Below are 17956 nucleotides of genomic sequence, written 5' to 3'. Positions count from 1 at the left end.
GCGCCCGGGGCGCTTGATGTGTCTTACGCGGCAAGCAGCGTTGGCGGGATTTGCGCGTACACCTCGAGCAGCGCCTTCACGGCGTTCTGCTCGTTCTTGAGAAGACGCGCCTTGGGCGCGCCGATGACGAGCGCAAACGCCTCGCCATGAATCAGGAAACCGCGCGCGAGGCCGGCTACGTCCTCCACGCTCTCGCCCGTCGAGCGATGCCAGCCGTCCGACACGCCCTGCTCGACGTCGCGCTCGAACGCGCCGCGGTCGATCTCCGCGCCGTTGGCCGAGTGCAACTGCGGCTCGCAGCTGTCGAGCAGTTTGCGGCGCGCGGCCGGAGCGAGCGCGCCGAGCAGCGCCTTGCCCGCGGCGCTCGCAATGGTCATGAAGCCGCCCGGTTCGTCGCTGTAGCGGATCTTCTGGCGCGACTCCATCACGTCGAGATAGACCACGCGGTTGCCCGCAAGCGTGGCGAGCGCGGCGGTTTCGCCGGTCGCGTCGCGCAACGCGGAAAGCAGCGGCTGGAACATCAGCGTGAGCGGGTCCTCGCTGCAAATGTCGCGCGCCACGTGCAGCAGACGCTGCGTGGGGTAATAGCCCGCTTTCACGCCCGGCGCGTACAGATAGCCTTTGGCCACCATCGTGTGCAACAGCGCGTGGCAGCTCGACAGCGGGATCTCGGTTCGACGCGCAATCTCGCTGTAGATCATCGGTTGCCGAACTTCGGCAAAGAGGTTGATCACGTCGAAGACGCGCACTGCTGTTTTCACATCCATGAGAGTATTATCGGCATACCGATAACCAGCTGACAATACGATTACGGGTAAACACCTAAATCGTCGCAGTGATTGAGTTTGCCCCGTCTGCATTTCTCGCGGCGCTCGTCAAGCGCGTGCCCATGAACCTATGGGCGCGCCGGCCCTGCGGCACGGGCTTCTCGTTACTCGAACACGCATGCCATTTGCGCGATCTCGACGCCGTTTTCGCCTCGCTCAAACGCCTCACGCCCGAGCAGCGTTTGCGCTGCGGGCTGCGCGACGGTGTACGCCGCATGACGCTGGAAGAACTCGTGCGCGAACTGCTCGACCACGACCGTACGCACGGCCTGGAGCTGGAGGAGCTGGAAAGCGAGCTGCAGGAAACGGCTTAGCCCCGCGCCTTCTCCGCCTCCTGATAGAACTCGCGCAGCGACTGCCCGAAGGTGGCGTCGACATCGCGCAGCACGCCCGCGCGCGTGAACATCGCAACCGGCGGCAGCGTCCAGTCGAGCGTGTACGGCACGATCGCCACGCCCGCGAAGTGCACGAGTTCCTCGGCAATATCGGCGGGCACGATCGACACGGCGTTCTCGTTCGTGCTGATCATCTCGCCGATCAGCCGCGACGTATAGCTCTCCACGATCGGCACGGGCGGCGCCACGCCCGCATGCAGGAAGAGGTCGGAAATCTGCTCGCGGATGGGCGTGTGCGGCGCGCCCAGGATCCAGTCCAGTTCGACCAGCTTTTCCCAGTCGAGCTTGCCGCGCGCGAGGCGTGCCGCGAGCCGGCGGCTGGCGATGAGCCGCGGCTTTTGCTGATGCAGCACCTCGAAGCGCAGTTGCGAGACATCGACCGCCGAAGACGCGCGCCCGATCACGATATCGAGCGTATGGTCGCGCAGCTGTGGCAGGAGCGCGTCGCTCGTGCCTTCGTGAATCGTCATGGTGACGCGTTGCGGCAGCCGCGACTGCGTGAGGCGAATGGCGGCGGCGAGCGTGCGGCCCGAAATGAACGGAATCACGCCCACGTGCACGCGCGTGGCGTGGCCGGCCACCACGGCTTCGATGTCGCGCGCGAGGTGGTCGAGGTCGTGCAGCATGGCCTGGGCGCGCGCGAGCACCACGTTGCCGAGCGCCGTGGGCGTCATGCCGCGCGGCGTACGGTCGAAGAGCGGCGCGCCGAACATGCTCTCCATTTCAGCCAGCGCGTTGGTGATGGCCGGCTGGCTCGTCGCCATGTGTTCCGCCACGCGCGTGAGCGAGCCGTGCTGGCGGATCTGCAGGAGCAGGACCAGATGGCGCATTTTCAGGCGCGTATTCAACCGCCTCGTCACGTCGTCAATGCTGAAAGACACGATTCCCCAGGGTATTACCAAAAAATGATGGCCCCATACTAAATCAAAATGAGCAGGTTATGAGGGCTCTCTAGAATCGCTTCATTCGAACATGACCGCCGCGCCTTCCGTGCGTGGGGCACACCATCAGAGTGAGGAACATGAACAAGACCGATCGTCAGGCCGCCCTCGAATATCACGAATTTCCCACGCCGGGCAAGATTTCGGTGACGGCCAGCAAGCCGCTTGTCACCCAGCGCGACCTCGCGCTCGCCTATACGCCGGGGGTGGCCGTGGCCTGCGAGGAGATCGTCGACAATCCGCAGAACTCGTTCCGCTACACGGCGCGCGGCAATCTGGTGGGCGTGATCACGAACGGCACGGCCGTGCTGGGGCTCGGCAACATCGGCGCGCTGGCCTCCAAGCCGGTCATGGAAGGCAAGGCGGTGCTCTTCAAGAAGTTCGCCGGCATCGACGTGTTCGACATCGAAATCACCGAAAGCGACCCGGACAAGCTCGTGGACATCATCGCGAGCCTCGAAGCCACCTTCGGCGGCATCAATCTGGAAGACATCAAGGCCCCCGACTGCTTCACGGTCGAGCGCAAGCTGCGCGAGCGCATGAAGATTCCGGTCTTCCACGACGATCAGCACGGCACCGCCATCACCGTTTCGGCCGCGTTCATGAACGGCCTGAAAGTGATCGGCAAGGACATTTCGAAGGTCAAGGTCGTGACCTCGGGCGCGGGCGCGGCGGCGCTGGCCTGTCTGGACCTCATGGTGGATCTGGGCCTGCCGCTAAAGAACATCTGGGTAACCGACATCGACGGCGTGGTCTACCAGGGCCGCACGACGCTGATGGACCCGGACAAGGAACGCTTCGCGCAGGACACTTCGGCGCGCTCGCTTTCCGACGTGATCGAAGGCGCGGACGTGTTCCTCGGTCTTTCGGCGGGCGGCGTGCTCAAGGCCGAAATGGTCAAGAAGATGGCGGACAAGCCGCTGATTCTCGCGCTCGCCAACCCCACGCCGGAAATCTTCCCCGAGGTCGCGCTCGAAGCGCGCCCGGACGCGGTGCTCGCCACGGGCCGTTCGGACTTCCCGAACCAGGTCAACAACGTGCTGTGCTTCCCGTACATCTTCCGCGGCGCGCTCGATGTGGGCGCAACGACCATCACGCGCAACATGGAAATCGCGGCTGTGCACGCGATCGCCACGCTCGCGGAAGAAGAGTTGAACGACTCCGTGGCGGCCGCATACGGCGCCTATGATCTGCGCTTCGGCCCGAAGTACCTGATTCCGAAGCCGTTCGACTCGCGTCTGATCGTGCGTATCGCGCCGGCCGTTGCGAAGGCGGCGATGGAAGACGGCGTGGCCACGCGCCCCATCGACGACTTCGGCGCCTACACGAACGAGCTTCAGCAGTTCGTGTATCACTCGGGCGCGTTCATGAAGCCGATTTTCGCGGCCGCGAAGCAGTTCGTGCGTGACGGCAGCAAGTCGCGCATCGTGTTCGCCGAAGGCGAGGAAGAGCGCGTGCTGCGCGCGGTGCAGGTGATCGTCGACGAGAAGCTCGCACGTCCGATCCTGATCGGGCGTCCCGAAGTGCTGCTCGCCCGCATCGAGAAGTTCGGCCTGCGCCTGAAGCTCGGCGAAGACGTGGAAGTCACGAACCCCGAGTACGACGAGCGCTTCCACCAGTACTGGACGACCTATTGGGAACTGCGTTGCCGCGACGGCATTTCGAAGGAAATGGCGCGCGTGGAAATGCGCCGCCGCCTCACGCTGATCGGCGCGATGATGGTGCGCCTGGGCGATGCGGACGGCATGGTGTGCGGCACGGTGGGTGCGTATCACGACCATCTGCGCTTCGTCGACGAGGTGATCGGCAAGCAGCGCAACGCGAATACGTATGCGGCGATGAACATCCTGCTGCTCGACAAGCGCACGGTCGCGATCGTCGACACGCACGTGAACGACAACCCGAACGCCGAGCAGATCGCCGAATTCACGCTGGCCGCCGCACGCCAGATGGAATGGCTGAATCTGCAGCCGAAGGTCGCGCTGCTCTCGCGTTCGAACTTCGGCTCGGGCAGCTCGGCTTCGGGCACGAAGATGCGCGAAGTGCTCAAGCTCGTGACGGAAAAGAATCCCGATCTGGAAATCGACGGGGAAATGCACGGCGACTGCGCGCTGGACGAAGCCCTGCGCCTGCGCATCCTGCCGCATTCGAAGCTCAAGGGCGCGGCGAACCTGCTCGTGTGTCCGAACGTGGACTCGGGCAACATCGCCTACAACCTGCTCAAGACGGGTGCGGGCAGCAATGTGGCGGTCGGGCCGTTCCTGCTGGGCGTGAATGCGCCGGTGAACGTGCTGACGTCGAGCTCGACGGTGCGACGCATCATCAACATGGCCGCCTTGACCGTGTTGCAGGCGAACCGCGACTGAGTGCAGGCACAGGACGCACGCAGTGCGTCCCGATGAAAAACGCGCGATGGCTTCTGGCTGTCGCGCGTTTTTTCTTTTGGATCAGGCCGGCGTATCGGCGAGCTGTTCGTCGATCAGGCGGCAGGCCGCGCTGTAGCCGCCCATCAAGGCGTCGATATCGGAGTGGAAGGGCAGCCCGGCGGCGTTGTCGATTTTCAGGGGCGAGGGCGAGGCGCGCTCGTCGATCGCCGCGATGCTTACCACCGCTGCATAGCGAGGCCGTTCGATTTCCAGGCGCTCGAGCGGGATCGTGCCATTCGCTTCGACGCCAACGCGGATTGTGTAGCCGCGATATTCATAAGTGCGATTCATGACTGCATTGCCGTACGGATTACAACCTGCAAGCGTACGGCGCGCGAGCTTAAGTCAACCTTACGTAAGCACGGTATGAACTGGAAGAGACCTTGTCATATTGCGCACGAATCGAGGCAAGACGAAAGGTGTTGAAAGGTGTTGGTTGGCAAGGTGCGCAAAGGATTATCGTCCGACGAAAAAAGCGTGTTCGCAGGCGCCTTCCCTTAAGGTTCTCTTCAGCTTGGGGCAGGCACGATCTCACACTTCTGCCCAGCGTCGCGCATTGCCATGCGCTTGACATTCTCGAGGCGTAGGGTGGACCCAGCCAGACTGGATATCGTTGTCCGCGCAACTTTCTGGAGTGCAGCCCCATGAAGCCGCCGACCGATCGCCTGCACGCCTACCTGTTCGTCGCTTCGCTTTCGGCGATCCTCATTCAGGTCGCCGTGTTCATTTCGATTCTCCTGCTGCACGTGCCGGAACGCGCCTTCGAGTCGTCGCCGTTTCGCGTGGCCGTGGTCGCGGCAATAGGCTGCGTGCTGCTCGTCGTGCGCAGGCAGGCGCGGCGCGCCACGCGCGAGGCCGAGTCCCGCAACCGCAGTCAGGCGAAGCTGCGTGCCACGCGCGCAGCGTGCGCTTCGAAGCGCGCGGCCCGTGCACCGCTGCGAGCGCGCCATATCCGCGGTGCCATGACGGCGGCTGCGGCCCGCTCGAGCGCACGTTGAGGCGCCGGGCGCGCGCCTCAGCCGTCCACCGGCGGGGCGGGCATCGCCAGATTGAGCTGGTAGAACGCGGCGTCGAGCCAGCGTCCGAACTTGAATCCCGCTTCCTTGATCGTGCCCGAGTGCGTGAAGCCCAGCTTGGCGTGCAGCGCGATGCTGCCGGCATTGGTGGCGTCGATGCAGCCCACGAGCACGTGAATCTGTTCCTCGCGGGCGCGGCGGATCAACTCCAGCAGCAGGCGCTCGCCAAGGCCACGGCCGCGCTGGTCGCGGTGCACGTAGACGCTGTGCTCGACCGTGTACTTGTTGGCGGGAAACGCGCGAAACGTGCCCCAGCTCGCGAAGCCGAGCAGCGTGCCGGCCTCGTCTACGGCGCCCACGACCGGAAAGCCGTTCGTGCGCTTGGTGCCGAACCATGTGGCCATTGCCTCGGGCGGACGCGGCTTGTAGTCGTAGAGCGCCGTTGAATTGACGATCGCGTCGTTGAGGATCTCGAGAATCGCCGACGCATGGTCCGCTTCGTTGCAATCGATGAAGCGCACGCCATCGCTCTGTGAGTTCGAATTCATAGGGAATCCTCTTTAAATGAACATGGTGGAAGATCGGCGAATGACGCGGGTTCAGATACCGCTTACGTCGCAAATGGCGACGACGTAGTGCGCGGCCTGCGAGCCTGGATTACTGAAGATGAGCGGCTGATCGAGCCGCATGGCGAGGCAATCGCCTGCATGAAGCGAATGTCGTTGATTGCCCAGCTCCACGTCGATCCGTCCTTCCATCACCCAGACCTGCTGGTGAATCACAGTCTCGCGGCTGCCCGTTTCGTAGGCTACGCGCGCGCCGGCCGGGAAATCCACTTCGACCAGCTGGATCGGGGAAGGCCAGTTGGGCGGCGACACGCTCCGGCGCGTATAGCCCGACTGCGGGTCGCGCCATTGTGCCTGCTGCGCGCGGCGCACCAGCGGCTCGGCGGGCGCGCTCTCGCCGCTTGCGCCGAACAGGCTCGCCATCGAAACCGACAGCCCCGCCGCGAGCTTTTCGAGCACCACGGCCGTGGGGCTGGCGGCGCCGCGCTCGATCATCGAGATCATCGAACGGCTCACGCCGCTGCGCGTGGCCAGCGCGTCCAGCGTCAGGCCGCGCGTGGCGCGCAGGTCGCGCACGCAGCGGGCAATGCGCTCGTTGATGCCGGCGTCGGTCGGAGTATCCATTGAGCCTGTTTCCAAGATGATGGAGTCATTATCCAGTAAATTGGAAATCATGGTCAATAAAAAAGCGTGCGGTCCGGTATCGGGGCCGCACGCTCGGCAAGCTTACGGCTTTTCCGGCAGGAACCAGTTCATCACGAGCGCGCAGATGCCGCCCGTTGCAACGCCCGACTCCAGCACGTTCTTGAGCGCATGCGGCAGGCTGGTCAGAATCTCCGGCACCTGCGAGACGCCCAGGCCCAGCGCCAGCGATACCGCGACGATGAGCAACGCGCGGCGGTCGAGACGCGTGCCCGCGAGGATGTTGATGCCGGATGCGGCCACCGCGCCGAACATCACCATGGCCGCGCCGCCCAGCACGGGTTCGGGCACGGCCTGCAGCATGCCGGCCACGGGCGGGAAGAGGCCCAGCACGACGAGCATACCCGCGATCCAGAGGCCCACGTGGCGGCTGGCTATGCCGGTGAGCTGGATGACGCCGTTGTTCTGCGCGAACACGGAGCTGGGAAACGTGTTGAAAAAGCCCGCAATCAGCGAGTTGAAGCCGTTCACAAGCACGCCGCCCTTGATGCGCCGCATCCACACGGGACCTTCCACCGGTTCTTTCGACACCTTGCTGGTGGCGGTGACGTCGCCGATCGCTTCGAGCGAGGTCACGAGGTAGATGATCAGCATGGGCACGAAGAGCGACCACGAGAAGCCCAGACCGAAATGCAGCGGCGTCGGAATCTGGAACAGCGCGGCTTCGCGCGCGCCGGTGAAGTCGAGCCGACCCATTGCGCCCGCAACGATGTAGCCGACGGCTAGCGCAATGACGAGCGCCGTGCTGCGCACCCAGACGACGGGCACGCGGTTAAGCACGATGATGGTGCCGAGCACGAGGCCCGAGAGCGTGAGGTTCTGGACGCTCGCGAAGTTGCCTTTGGCGATGGCGCCATAGCCGCCGCCCATGCTGATGAGGCCGACCTTGATAAGCGTGAGGCCGATCAGCAGCACGACGATGCCGGTGACGAGCGGGGTGATGAGCCGCTTGATGAAGGGCAGGATGCGCGACACCGCCATTTCGACGAACGAGCCCGCAATGACGACGCCGAAGATGGCGGCCATCACGGTTTCGACGGGCGTGCCCTGCTTGACCATCAGGCTGCCGCCCGCGATCAGCGGGCCGACGAAGTTGAAGCTCGTGCCCTGCACGATGAGCAGCCCCGCGCCGAGCGGCCCGACGCGCTTGCATTGCAGGAACGTGGCGATGCCGGAAATCACCAGCGACATCGAGACGATCAGCGTGGTGTCGCGGCTGGAGACGCCCAGCGCCTGGCAGATCAGGAGCCCTGGCGTCACGATCGGCACGAGGATCGCGAGCAGATGCTGAAGCGCGGCCACGAAGGCGATGGTGGGCGCGGGGCGGTCGTTGGGGCCGTAGACGAGGTCGTGGGTGGGTTCGGTGTCGTCGGCGCCGCGGGTGGCGGCGGGCGAAGTCGATGAGGCGGGTTGCATCGGGCGCGGCGGGTGAAAAGGGAAAGCGCAGCATTTTAACGGAAGCTCAGGGGGAACCCTGGGCGCGCCCGCGTCCCCCATTACTTGCGTACGGCTTGCATCGGCTTTCTCCTGAATCGGGTGGGCAAGCCCTTACAATAGGCCGGTCCTCACTTGCGTGCCAAACGAGCCCATGACACGAGATCCTCGCCTCACCCTTAACGCGCGCCAGCAGGCAATGCTCGAATGGGTGCAACGCGACGGCTTCGTCACGGTCGACGATCTCGCCTCGCATTTCGACGTCACGCCGCAAACCATTCGCCGCGACGTGAACTGGCTCGCCGACATGAATCTGCTGCGCCGCTATCACGGTGGCGCGAGTCTGCCCACGAGTTCGGAGAACGTCTCGTACAGTGCGCGGCAGCACATGTTCCACGATGAGAAGCGCCGCATCGCGGCCCTTGCGGCCCAGCACATTCCCGATCAGGCATCGCTCTTCATCAACCTCGGCACGACGACCGAGGAAGTCGCGCGCGCACTCAATCATCATCAGGGCCTGCGCGTCGTCACGAACAACCTCAACGTAGCGAGCGTGATGAGCGGCTACCCCGACTGCGAAGTGATGATCACGGGCGGCGTCGTGCGGCCCTGGGACAAAGGCATCGTCGGCGAGCACACCATCGACTTCATCCGCCAGTTCAAGGTGGATTACGCGATCATCGGCACCTCGGCCATCGAGACCGACGGCACGCTGCGCGACTTCGACACGCGCGAAGTCCGCGTGGCGCAGGCCATCATCGAGCATGCGCGCACGGTCTACCTCGTGGCCGACCATTCGAAGGTCGGCCGCCCGGCGCTCGTGCGCCAGGGGCATCTGAGCCAGATTCACGCGCTCTTCACCGACCAGCCGCTGCCCGAGGAAATGAACGAGGCGGTGCTCGCTGCGGGCACGCAGGTTCACGTCGCCGCGTAAGGCGCGGGATTGTCGTCCGCGCTTGTTCTGAGCGCGTCGTCCGCGCGTTTTCTCTATTTCCGATCTGAAGTCCCCTGACGAACATTCGAAACCTGTTCGATGAATGTTCGTTTACGCACTGCTTTCGATCAATTCCCCGGAAATCCAACCTTTACTTTTTCGTTTTTGTTCGATAAATTTCGAATTCGAACATTTCGAGGTTCGTTTTTCTTTCAGGGACACAGCAGGGTGACTCAACAGAACCGGTACGATCTGCTCGTCGTGGGCGGCGGGATCAACGGCGCGGGCATCGCGCGCGACGCGGCCGGCCGCGGGTTGTCGGTGCTCCTTTGCGAGCAGGACGATCTCGCCTCGCATACCTCGTCGTGCAGCACCAAGCTGATTCACGGCGGGCTGCGCTATCTCGAGTACAAGGAATTCGGGCTCGTGCGCAAGGCGCTGCAGGAGCGCGAAACGCTGCTGCGCGCCGCGCCCCACATCATGTGGCCGCTGCGTTTCGTCATGCCGCACATGCCGAATCTGCGTCCCGCCTGGCTCATTCGCATGGGCCTGTTTCTCTACGACCATCTTGCGAAGCGCGAATTGCTGCCGGGCTCGCGCGGCATCGACATGCGCCGCCATGCGGCGGGTGAGCCGCTCATCGATTCGATCCGGCGCGGCTTCGTGTATTCGGACGGCTGGGTCGACGACGCGCGCCTCGTCGTGCTCAACGCGCTCGACGCGCAAGAGCGCGGCGCGCAAATCCTCACGCGCACGAAGCTCGTTTCCGCCGTGCGCACGAATGCCACGAACGGCGCGGACGGCGAATGGCAGGCGCTCCTGCGCCGCCCGGACGGCAGCACCTTCGACGTGCGCGCTCGCGCCATCGCCAACGCGGCCGGCCCGTGGGTGGGCGAGGTGCTGCATGGTGCGCTCGGGCGCGGTGCGCAGCACAGCGTGCGGCTCGTGAAGGGCAGCCATATCGTCACGAAGCGCCTGTTCGATCACGACCACGCGTACATCTTCCAGAACCCGGACAAGCGCATCATTTTCGCGATTCCGTACGAGCACGACTTCACGCTCGTTGGCACGACCGACGTGGAGTATCACAACGACCCCGCGAAGGTCTCGATCGACGGCGACGAAACGCGCTATCTGTGCGAGTCGATCAACCGTTATTTCAAGCGCAAGATCTCTCCCGCCGACGTGCAATGGACCTACTCGGGCGTGCGTCCGCTGCTCGAGGAAGAGGGCGCGGAGAATGCGTCCGCCGTCACGCGCGACTACAAACTCGAACTCGACGAAAGCGCTGGCGCGCCGCTGCTTTCGGTGTTCGGCGGCAAGATCACGACCTTCCGCAAGCTCGCGGAAGAAGCTTCGGACAGGCTGTGCCGCGTGCTCGGCCACGCCGCGCCTTCGTGGACGGCAGGCGCGCCGCTGCCCGGCGGCGATATTGCGAACGCGCGTTTCGAGTCCTTTGCACAGGACTTCGCCAGACGCCATGCGTGGCTTCCCGCCGCGCTTGCGCGCCGCTACGCACGCGCATACGGCACGCGCGCCGAGCGACTTCTCGGTAGTGCGCAATCGCTCGCGGACCTCGGCGCCGAAGTCGCGCCGGGCATTTTTGAGGCCGAATTGCGCTACCTGCGCAACGCCGAATGGGCCACGCGCGCCGAAGACGTGCTGTGGCGCCGCTCGAAGCTCGGCCTCCATGTCGCGCCGGGCACGCTCAATGGCGTGGCCGCCGCAATCGATCACTGGTTTGCCGCAACAAGCGCGATGGCGACCGCGCACCACTGAAGTTCGCCGGCATCACGCAAGGTAAGGTACGTACCCCCCACGCGCCGTCCCCGCGGCGCGTTATCACAACTAGTACAGACGGAGATGAGAGACATGCAGGAACAGTACATTCTTGCGCTCGACCAGGGCACCACGAGTTCGCGCGCCATGCTATTCGATCGCCAGGGCAACATCGTTTCGGTTGCCCAGAAGGAGTTCGAACAGATTTATCCGCAGCCTGGCTGGGTCGAGCACGATCCGCAGGAAATCTGGTCGACCCAGGCGGGCGTCGCCGCCGAGGCCGTGACGCGGGCCGGCATGAACGGCACCAACATCGCCGCGATCGGCATTACGAACCAGCGCGAGACGACAATCGTCTGGGACCGCGAGACAGGCCATCCCGTCTATAACGCCATCGTGTGGCAGGACCGCCGCACGGCCGACTTCTGCGACTCGCTCAAGGCGCGCGGCCTCGAAGAGAAAGTGCGTGCGAAGACGGGGTTGCCGATCGATTCGTACTTCTCGGCAACCAAGATTCGCTGGATTCTGGACAACGTGCCCGGCGCACGCGAAAAAGCGCGTCAAGGCAAGCTCGCGTTCGGCACCGTCGACAGCTGGCTCGTGTGGAACTTCACGAAGCACGAACTGCACGTGACCGACGTGACGAATGCGTCGCGCACCATGCTCTTCAATATTCACACGCGCCAATGGGACGACGAGCTGCTCGACGCGCTCGAAATTCCGCGCAGCATGCTGCCCGAAGTCCGCTCGTCGTCCGAAATTTACGGTCCGACCAAGACCACGGTGTTTGCCTCGAAGATTCCGCTGGCCGGCATCGCGGGCGACCAGCAGGCCGCGATGTTCGGCCAGATGTGCACTAGCACGGGCATGGTGAAGAACACCTACGGCACGGGCTGCTTCCTGATGATGAACACGGGCACGCAGCCCATTGAGTCGAAGAACAACCTCGTCACGACGATCGCGTGGCAGATCGGCGACGAGGTCAACTACGCGCTCGAAGGCAGCATCTTCATTGCAGGCGCAGTAGTGCAGTGGCTGCGCGACGGCATGGGCATCATCAAGAGCGCGCCGGAAATCGAAGCGCTCGCCGCGAGCGTGCCGCACACGGACGGCGTGTACCTCGTGCCGGCGTTTGCGGGCCTCGGCGCGCCGCACTGGAACGCGCACGCACGCGGCACGCTGTTCGGCGTGACGCGTGGCACGACCTCGGCGCATCTCGCGCGCGCGGCGCTCGACTCGATCGCGTACCAGTCGCTCGACGTGCTGGCGGCCATGGAGGCGGATTCGGGCATCAGCGTGGGCGAGCTGCGCGTGGACGGCGGCGCGAGCGCGAACAATCTGCTCATGCAGTTCCAGGCGGATCTGCTCGGCGTGGATGCGGTGCGCCCGAAGATCACCGAAACCACGGCGCTCGGTGCGGCCTACCTCGCAGGCCTCGCAACCGGCTACTGGCAGAACGTGGGCGAACTGCAGAGCCAGTGGAAGCTCGACCACCGTTTCGCGCCGTCGATGCAGGCCGCGCAGGTCGACGCCTGTCGCGCGGGCTGGCAGCGTGCGGTGCGTGCGGCCAAGGCCTGGGCGGACGACTCGCACTGAGCAGCGCAGTCAGCTTTTCGATAAACAAGCATAACTAATTAACATAACCCGCAGCGGGATGGCATGCGCTTCGTGCGCATGCACCGCGCGGGCAGAGAGAGACTACGACAATCATGTCACCCTATATTGCGGAATTCATCGGCACGGCCATTCTCGTGCTGCTAGGTAACGGCGCCGTTGCAAACGTGCTGCTGGCGAAAACGAAGGGCAAGGGCGCCGACCTCATCGTCATCGTGATGGGCTGGGCGATGGCCGTGTTCGTGGCGGTCTACGTGACCGCCTCGTTCAGCGGCGCGCACCTCAACCCGATCGTCACGATCAGCCTCGCGCTCGCGGGCAAGTTCGCGTGGTCGAAGGTCGGCGGCTATATCGCGGCGCAGATGCTCGGCGGCATGGCGGGCGCGCTGCTCGTGTGGCTTGCCTATCGACAGCACTTCGCGAACGAAGCCGACCCGGACATCAAGCTCGCGGTGTTCTGCACGGCGCCCGCTATTCGCAGCAAGCGCCACAACGTGTTGACGGAAGCGATCTGCACCTTCGTGCTGATCCTCGGCGTGCTCTATCTGGCGTCGCCGCAGGTGGGACTCGGCGCACTCGACGCGCTGCCCGTGGGCCTGCTCGTGCTCGGCATCGGCATTTCGCTCGGCGGCCCGACCGGTTACGCGATGAGCCCGGCGCGCGATCTCTCGCCGCGCATCATGCACGCGCTGTTGCCGATTCCGGGCAAGCGCGACAGCGACTGGCGCTATGCGTGGATTCCGGTGTTCGGTCCGCTTGCCGGCGGTGCCGCTGCGGCCGGTCTCTATCATTACCTGCACGCCATGCACTGACCGCGCTGACCCATACCGCGCCTGTGAGACAGGCGCGTTGCAGTGCACCAAGCCCGCGTACGCCATGGCGTTCGCGGGCTTTTGTTCGTCTGCATACCACGGCGCATAAAAGTGCAAAGGGCGCGATCCGGTTTCGCTATCGCCTCATGCGGCTTTCGGATTGTTCGGGTATCGCGGCACACCTATATTGGCTGTCAACGATCCATTCCAATATCGGGAGACACCGCATGAAGCTGGTCCGTTGGGGCAGTAAGGGAGCTGAAAAGCCGGGTGTGATCGATAACGAGGGGCGTGTGCGCGATCTCTCCGGCGTCACGCCGGACGTGGCGGGCAAAGGTCTGGGCGCGGCCGCGCTGCGCCAACTCGCCGAATACGATCTCGCCGCCTTGCCGCTCGTTCCCGCCAACACCCGCCTCGGCCCCTGCGTGGGCAGCTTCGGCAAGATCGTCTGCGTGGGCCTCAATTATTCCGACCACGCCGCCGAATCGAACATGCCCGTGCCCACGGAGCCCGTGCTCTTCCTCAAAGCAACGAGTTCCCTCACCGGCCCCAACGACGACGTGCTGATTCCTCCGGGCGCGAAGAAGGTCGACTGGGAAGTCGAACTGGGCGTGGTGATCGGCGAAGCAGCGCGCAACGTGCCGCGCGAGCGCGCGCTCGACTACGTGGCCGGTTATTGCGTGGTCAACGATGTTTCCGAGCGCGCATGGCAGATCGAGCGCGGCGGCCAGTGGGACAAGGGCAAGAGCTACGACACCTTCGCGCCGCTTGGCCCCTGGCTCGTCACGCGCGACGAAGTTGCCGATCCACAGGCGCTCGACATGTGGCTCGAAGTCGACGGCAAGCGCTACCAGAACGGCAACACGCGCACGATGATCTTCGACGTGGCCACGCTCGTTTCCTATATCAGCCAGTTCATGAGCCTGCAGCCCGGCGACGTGATCTCGACGGGCACGCCGCCGGGCGTCGGCATGGGGCAGAAGCCGGAGCCGATCTATTTGCGCGCGGGACAGACCATGCGGCTGGGCGTGAGCGGCCTGGGCGAACAACAGCAACGCCTCGTGGCGGAACAAGGAGGGCAGGCGCAATGAATCAACTGGATCTGAACAATCGCGTGATGGTCGTGACGGGCGGCGCGCGTGGTCTGGGTTATGCCGTGGCGCAGCGGGCACTGCGCTCGGGCGCGGCGGTCGCGCTCTGGGACATCGACGCCGAACGGCTCGAACGCGCGCGCACCGAGTTGGCGGAGTTGGGCAACGTCTCGGTGGTAAAGGTCGAATTGACCGACGAAGCCTCGGTCGAGGCAGCCGCACAGCAAACCGTGAAAACGCACGGCGCGATTCACGCACTCGTGAACAGCGCGGGCATTACGGGCGGCAATGGCCTCACGTGGGAGTTGCCCGTGGACGTGTGGCGCCGCGTGATCGAAGTGAATCTGATCGGCAGCTACCTGACCTGCCGCGCCGTGGTGCCGCGCATGATCGAGCAAGGCTACGGGCGCATCGTCAATATCGCCTCCGTGGCCGGCAAGGAAGGCAATCCGAATGCTTCGCACTACAGCGCATCGAAGGCCGGGCTTATCGGCCTGACCAAGTCGCTCGGCAAGGAGCTTGCCACGAAGGGCGTGCTCGTCAATGCCGTGACGCCGGCGGCGGCCAAGACCGAGATATTCGATTCGATGTCGCAGCAGCATATCGACTACATGCTCGCGAAGATCCCGATGAACCGCTTCCTGATGCCGGACGAGGCGGCTTCGATGATCGTGTGGCTCACGACGGAAGACTGCGCGTTCAGCACCGGCTCGGTGTTCGATCTTTCGGGCGGGCGCGCGACATACTGAGGCGGGAAGCACGACCCGCGCGCTTCGGCCGGACAGCGCGCGCGGGATCACGATAACGGCGCGGTGGTCATAGAAGAGCGCCGACAGGAGACATCGATGTCGATCGAGGCACCTACCCTGGCACCTGAGCTGGCACCTACGCTGGCAGAAGCCGCGGGCCGCAAGGCCATGCGCCGCCTCTTGCCCTTCCTGCTCCTGATGTACGTGCTCGCGTTTCTCGACCGCGCGAACATCGGCTTCGCGCAAAAGGCGCTGTTGCACGATACGGGCCTTTCGGAAGCGGCATTCGCTTTCGGCGCGGGCGTGTTCTTTGTCGGCTACGCGCTCTTCGAAGTGCCGAGCAATCTCGCGCTGCACCGCGTGGGCGCGCGGATCTGGATGTGCCGCATCATGGTCACGTGGGGCTTGATTTCCGCGGCGATGGCGTGGGTCCAGTCGCCCACTTCGTTCTATGTGCGGCGATTCCTGCTGGGCGTGGCCGAAGCGGGCTTCTTCCCCGGCATCATCTATTACCTCACGCAGTGGTTTCCGCAGTCTTCGCGGGCGCGCGCTATCGGCGTGTTTTATTTTGGCGCGCCGCTGGCGTTCATCTTCGGCGGACCGTTGTCAGGACTTCTGCTCGAGATGCACGGCACCTTCGGGCTGGCGGGCTGGAAGTGGCTCTTTCTCGTGGAAGGCGGCCTGGCCTCCGCAGTGGGCGTGTGGGCCTTCTGGTACCTCGTCGACAAGCCCGAGGACGCGCGCTGGCTCTCCCCCGACGAGCGCCGCGCGCTCACGAGCGCGATCCAGCTCGACGCGCGCGAGGCCGCCGCGCACGGCCCGCGCGATGCGCTCAGCGCGCTGTTCGACCGCCGCGTGCTTGCTTATGCCGGCATCTATGCGCTGATCCAGATGAGCGTGTACGGCGTGATCTTCTTTCTGCCGCAACAGGTGGCCTCGCTCGTGGGCGCATCCGTGGGCTTGAAGGTGGGCCTGCTCGCAGCCGTGCCCTGGCTGTGCGCCGTGGCGCTCACGTGGATCGTGCCGCGCCGTGCAGACCGCCTCGGAGGCCATCGCGCACGGGCTGCGCGTCTGCTCGTGATGTCGGGAGTCGGCATTGCCGTGTCGGGCCTGGCGGGAGGCCTTGGCGGCACCGCGGGCGCGATCGTCGCGATGCTCGGCCTGTGCTGCGCGGCGAGCGGCTTCATCGCGGCGCAGCCGCTCTTCTGGACCTTCCCGGCGCGCGATCTCGCGGGCGCGGCCTCGGCCAGCGGCATTGCGCTCATCAATTCGCTCGGCGGTCTGGGCGGCTTCGTCGCGCCGCTGCTGCGCGCCGCCGCCGACCGAAACTTGGCTTCACACGCGGCGGGCCTCGAACTGCTCGGCCTCGCGAGCATTGCCGCCGCGCTGCTCATTCTTATCGTCGCGCCGCGTGCCGTTACGCCGGCGGCTCGCTCGTTCGAGCCGCCCGTGCGGCGCGCGCGTTAATCCACTACACAGGAGCTACGTCACATGGCCATGCCAACCATCAAACACGTGCGAGCCTTTACCGTGCGCGGCGGCGGCGCCGACTATCACGATCAACCCGACGGCCACTGGATCGACGACCATATTTCCACGCCCATGGCGCGCTATCCCGAGTATCGCCAGAGCCGCCGCTCGTTCGGCATCGACGTGCTCGGCACGCTCGTCGTGGAGGTGGAGGCGAGCGACGGCACCGTGGGTTTTGCCGTGACCACGGGCGGGGAGATCGGCGCATTCATCGTCGAGAAGCATCTCGCGCGCTTTCTCGAAGGACAGCGCGTGACCGACATCGAGAAGATGTGGGATCAGATGTACTACGCCACGCTCTACTACGGCCGCAAGGGTGTCGTGCTCAACACCATCTCGGGCGTCGATCTCGCGCTGTGGGACCTGCTCGGGCAGATCCGCAAGGAACCCGTGTATCAGCTGCTCGGCGGCCCCGTGCGCGACGAGCTGATGTTCTACGCCACCGGCGCGCGCCCCGATCTCGCGAAGGAAATGGGCTTCATCGGCGGCAAGCTGCCGCTGCTGCATGGTCCGGCCGAAGGCGAGGAGGGCCTCAGAAAGAACATCGAACTGCTCGCCACGATGCGCGAGCGCGTGGGCGACGACTTCTGGCTCATGTACGACTGCTGGATGAGTCTCGACGTGCGCTATGCCACGCGCCTCGCCCAGGCCGCGAAAGAGTACGACCTCAAGTGGATCGAGGAATGCCTGCCGCCCGACGACTACTGGGGCTATGCCGAACTGCGCCGCAACGTGCCGCGCGGCATGATGGTTTCTACCGGCGAGCACGAGGCCACGCGCTGGGGCTTTCGCATGCTGCTGGAAATGGGCTGCTGCGACCTGATCCAGCCCGACGTGAACTGGTGCGGCGGCATGACCGAACTCATCAAGATCTCGGCGCTCGCCGACGCGCACAACGTGCTGGTCGTGCCGCATGGCTCCTCGGTGTACAGCTACCACTTCGTCGTGACGCGCCATAACTCGCCGTTCGCGGAATTCCTCATGATGGCGCCGAAGGCCGACAAGGTGGTGCCGATGTTCACGCCGCTGCTGCTCGACGAACCGGTGCCGGTGAAAGGGCGGCTCAAGGTGCCGGACGCGCCGGGCTTTGGCGTGCGGCTCAATCCGGACTGCAAACTTTCGCGGCCTTACACGCACTAA

16 protein-coding genes and 1 pseudogene are annotated in these 17956 nt (G+C 64.8%); 11 read left to right on the top strand and 6 right to left on the bottom strand.

Annotation, left to right across the window (positions count from 1 at the left end; genetic code table 11):
- Positions 1-23: 23 nt before the first annotated feature.
- Positions 24-767: an IclR family transcriptional regulator gene (locus tag M3I56_RS11565; protein ID WP_254354021.1), complete on the bottom strand. Its 744-nt coding sequence runs from the start codon at positions 765-767 to the stop codon at positions 24-26.
- Positions 768-826: 59 nt separating this feature from the next.
- Here M3I56_RS11565 and M3I56_RS11560 point away from each other — a divergent pair.
- Positions 827-1141, top strand: a pseudogene (locus M3I56_RS11560) (DinB family protein); the annotation flags it as partial.
- Here the strand turns inward: M3I56_RS11560 and M3I56_RS11555 are convergent.
- A complete protein-coding gene (locus M3I56_RS11555; RefSeq protein WP_254354019.1) occupies positions 1138-2103 on the bottom strand; it encodes a LysR family transcriptional regulator in 966 nt (321 codons plus the stop codon). The pseudogene M3I56_RS11560 and the gene M3I56_RS11555 sit on opposite strands and share 4 nt — an antisense overlap.
- A gap of 140 nt (positions 2104-2243) precedes the next feature.
- On the opposite strand from M3I56_RS11555, the gene M3I56_RS11550 reads away from it, so the two are divergent.
- Positions 2244-4529 carry an NADP-dependent malic enzyme gene (locus tag M3I56_RS11550; protein ID WP_254354017.1) on the top strand — a complete coding sequence of 762 codons (2286 nt, stop codon included), beginning with the start codon at positions 2244-2246 and terminating at the stop codon, positions 4527-4529.
- An 81-nt stretch (positions 4530-4610) separates the two neighbouring features.
- Here M3I56_RS11550 and M3I56_RS11545 read toward each other — a convergent pair whose 3' ends face one another.
- On the bottom strand, positions 4611-4880 hold the full coding sequence (locus M3I56_RS11545; RefSeq protein WP_254354016.1) for a hypothetical protein: 270 nt from the start codon (positions 4878-4880) through the stop codon (positions 4611-4613).
- A 353-nt stretch (positions 4881-5233) separates the two neighbouring features.
- Here M3I56_RS11545 and M3I56_RS11540 point away from each other — a divergent pair, with 353 nt between their 5' ends.
- Positions 5234-5587, top strand: coding sequence for a hypothetical protein (locus M3I56_RS11540; protein WP_051481300.1), 354 nt, complete (start codon positions 5234-5236; stop codon positions 5585-5587).
- Between the two features lie 17 nt (positions 5588-5604).
- Here the strand turns inward: M3I56_RS11540 and M3I56_RS11535 are convergent, their stop codons facing one another.
- From M3I56_RS11535 to M3I56_RS11525, 3 genes are all read right to left on the bottom strand, one after another.
- A complete protein-coding gene (locus M3I56_RS11535; RefSeq protein ID WP_028203054.1) occupies positions 5605-6153 on the bottom strand; it encodes a GNAT family N-acetyltransferase in 549 nt (182 codons plus the stop codon).
- Between the two features lie 51 nt (positions 6154-6204).
- Positions 6205-6795 (bottom strand): helix-turn-helix domain-containing protein, encoded by a 591-nt coding sequence (locus M3I56_RS11530; protein WP_035512518.1) that lies wholly within the window; start codon positions 6793-6795, stop codon positions 6205-6207.
- A gap of 102 nt (positions 6796-6897) precedes the next feature.
- Positions 6898-8289 carry a uracil-xanthine permease family protein gene (locus tag M3I56_RS11525; RefSeq protein ID WP_254354015.1) on the bottom strand — a complete coding sequence of 464 codons (1392 nt, stop codon included), beginning with the start codon at positions 8287-8289 and terminating at the stop codon, positions 6898-6900.
- A 172-nt stretch (positions 8290-8461) separates the two neighbouring features.
- On the opposite strand from M3I56_RS11525, the gene M3I56_RS11520 reads away from it, so the two are divergent.
- From M3I56_RS11520 to rhmD, 8 genes are all read left to right on the top strand, one after another.
- Positions 8462-9241, top strand: a complete 780-nt coding sequence (locus M3I56_RS11520) for a DeoR/GlpR family DNA-binding transcription regulator (protein ID WP_254354014.1) — start codon at positions 8462-8464, stop codon at positions 9239-9241.
- Between the two features lie 228 nt (positions 9242-9469).
- Positions 9470-11020 (top strand): glycerol-3-phosphate dehydrogenase, encoded by a 1551-nt coding sequence (glpD, locus tag M3I56_RS11515; protein ID WP_254354012.1) that lies wholly within the window; start codon positions 9470-9472, stop codon positions 11018-11020.
- Positions 11021-11113: 93 nt separating this feature from the next.
- Positions 11114-12616, top strand: coding sequence for a glycerol kinase GlpK (gene glpK / locus M3I56_RS11510; RefSeq protein ID WP_254354010.1), 1503 nt, complete (start codon positions 11114-11116; stop codon positions 12614-12616).
- A 113-nt stretch (positions 12617-12729) separates the two neighbouring features.
- Positions 12730-13446, top strand: coding sequence for an MIP/aquaporin family protein (locus tag M3I56_RS11505; protein WP_028203061.1), 717 nt, complete (start codon positions 12730-12732; stop codon positions 13444-13446).
- Between the two features lie 227 nt (positions 13447-13673).
- The gene (locus M3I56_RS11500) at positions 13674-14537 is read left to right on the top strand and encodes a fumarylacetoacetate hydrolase family protein (RefSeq protein ID WP_254354008.1); all 864 of its coding nucleotides are present in this window, start codon (positions 13674-13676) and stop codon (positions 14535-14537) included.
- Positions 14534-15286: an SDR family NAD(P)-dependent oxidoreductase gene (locus tag M3I56_RS11495; RefSeq protein ID WP_028203063.1), complete on the top strand. Its 753-nt coding sequence runs from the start codon at positions 14534-14536 to the stop codon at positions 15284-15286. The genes M3I56_RS11500 and M3I56_RS11495 overlap by 4 nt, the downstream gene beginning before the upstream one ends.
- A gap of 96 nt (positions 15287-15382) precedes the next feature.
- On the top strand, positions 15383-16753 hold the full coding sequence (locus M3I56_RS11490) for an MFS transporter (RefSeq protein WP_375541713.1): 1371 nt from the start codon (positions 15383-15385) through the stop codon (positions 16751-16753).
- A 24-nt stretch (positions 16754-16777) separates the two neighbouring features.
- On the top strand, positions 16778-17956 hold the full coding sequence (gene rhmD, locus M3I56_RS11485; protein ID WP_028203065.1) for an L-rhamnonate dehydratase: 1179 nt from the start codon (positions 16778-16780) through the stop codon (positions 17954-17956).

The organism is Paraburkholderia sp. CNPSo 3281 (assembly GCF_024206515.1).
Taxonomy (GTDB): Bacteria; Pseudomonadota; Gammaproteobacteria; order Burkholderiales; family Burkholderiaceae; genus Paraburkholderia; species Paraburkholderia nodosa.
The sequence above is the reverse complement of the archived record's forward strand: the minus strand, read 5'-3'. Positions and strand labels throughout refer to the sequence as shown.

Coding starts and splice junctions, on each gene's coding strand:
- M3I56_RS11565 (WP_254354021.1), bottom strand. CDS start 767: ATGGATGTGAAAACAGCAGTGCGCGTCTTCGACGTGATCAACCTCTTT.
- M3I56_RS11550 (WP_254354017.1), top strand. CDS start 2,244: ATGAACAAGACCGATCGTCAGGCCGCCCTCGAATATCACGAATTTCCC.
- M3I56_RS11545 (WP_254354016.1), bottom strand. CDS start 4,880: ATGAATCGCACTTATGAATATCGCGGCTACACAATCCGCGTTGGCGTC.
- M3I56_RS11540 (WP_051481300.1), top strand. CDS start 5,234: ATGAAGCCGCCGACCGATCGCCTGCACGCCTACCTGTTCGTCGCTTCG.
- M3I56_RS11535 (WP_028203054.1), bottom strand. CDS start 6,153: ATGAATTCGAACTCACAGAGCGATGGCGTGCGCTTCATCGATTGCAAC.
- M3I56_RS11530 (WP_035512518.1), bottom strand. CDS start 6,795: ATGGATACTCCGACCGACGCCGGCATCAACGAGCGCATTGCCCGCTGC.
- M3I56_RS11525 (WP_254354015.1), bottom strand. CDS start 8,289: ATGCAACCCGCCTCATCGACTTCGCCCGCCGCCACCCGCGGCGCCGAC.
- M3I56_RS11520 (WP_254354014.1), top strand. CDS start 8,462: ATGACACGAGATCCTCGCCTCACCCTTAACGCGCGCCAGCAGGCAATG.
- glpK (WP_254354010.1), top strand. CDS start 11,114: ATGCAGGAACAGTACATTCTTGCGCTCGACCAGGGCACCACGAGTTCG.
- M3I56_RS11505 (WP_028203061.1), top strand. CDS start 12,730: ATGTCACCCTATATTGCGGAATTCATCGGCACGGCCATTCTCGTGCTG.
- M3I56_RS11500 (WP_254354008.1), top strand. CDS start 13,674: ATGAAGCTGGTCCGTTGGGGCAGTAAGGGAGCTGAAAAGCCGGGTGTG.
- M3I56_RS11495 (WP_028203063.1), top strand. CDS start 14,534: ATGAATCAACTGGATCTGAACAATCGCGTGATGGTCGTGACGGGCGGC.
- M3I56_RS11490 (WP_375541713.1), top strand. CDS start 15,383: ATGTCGATCGAGGCACCTACCCTGGCACCTGAGCTGGCACCTACGCTG.
- rhmD (WP_028203065.1), top strand. CDS start 16,778: ATGGCCATGCCAACCATCAAACACGTGCGAGCCTTTACCGTGCGCGGC.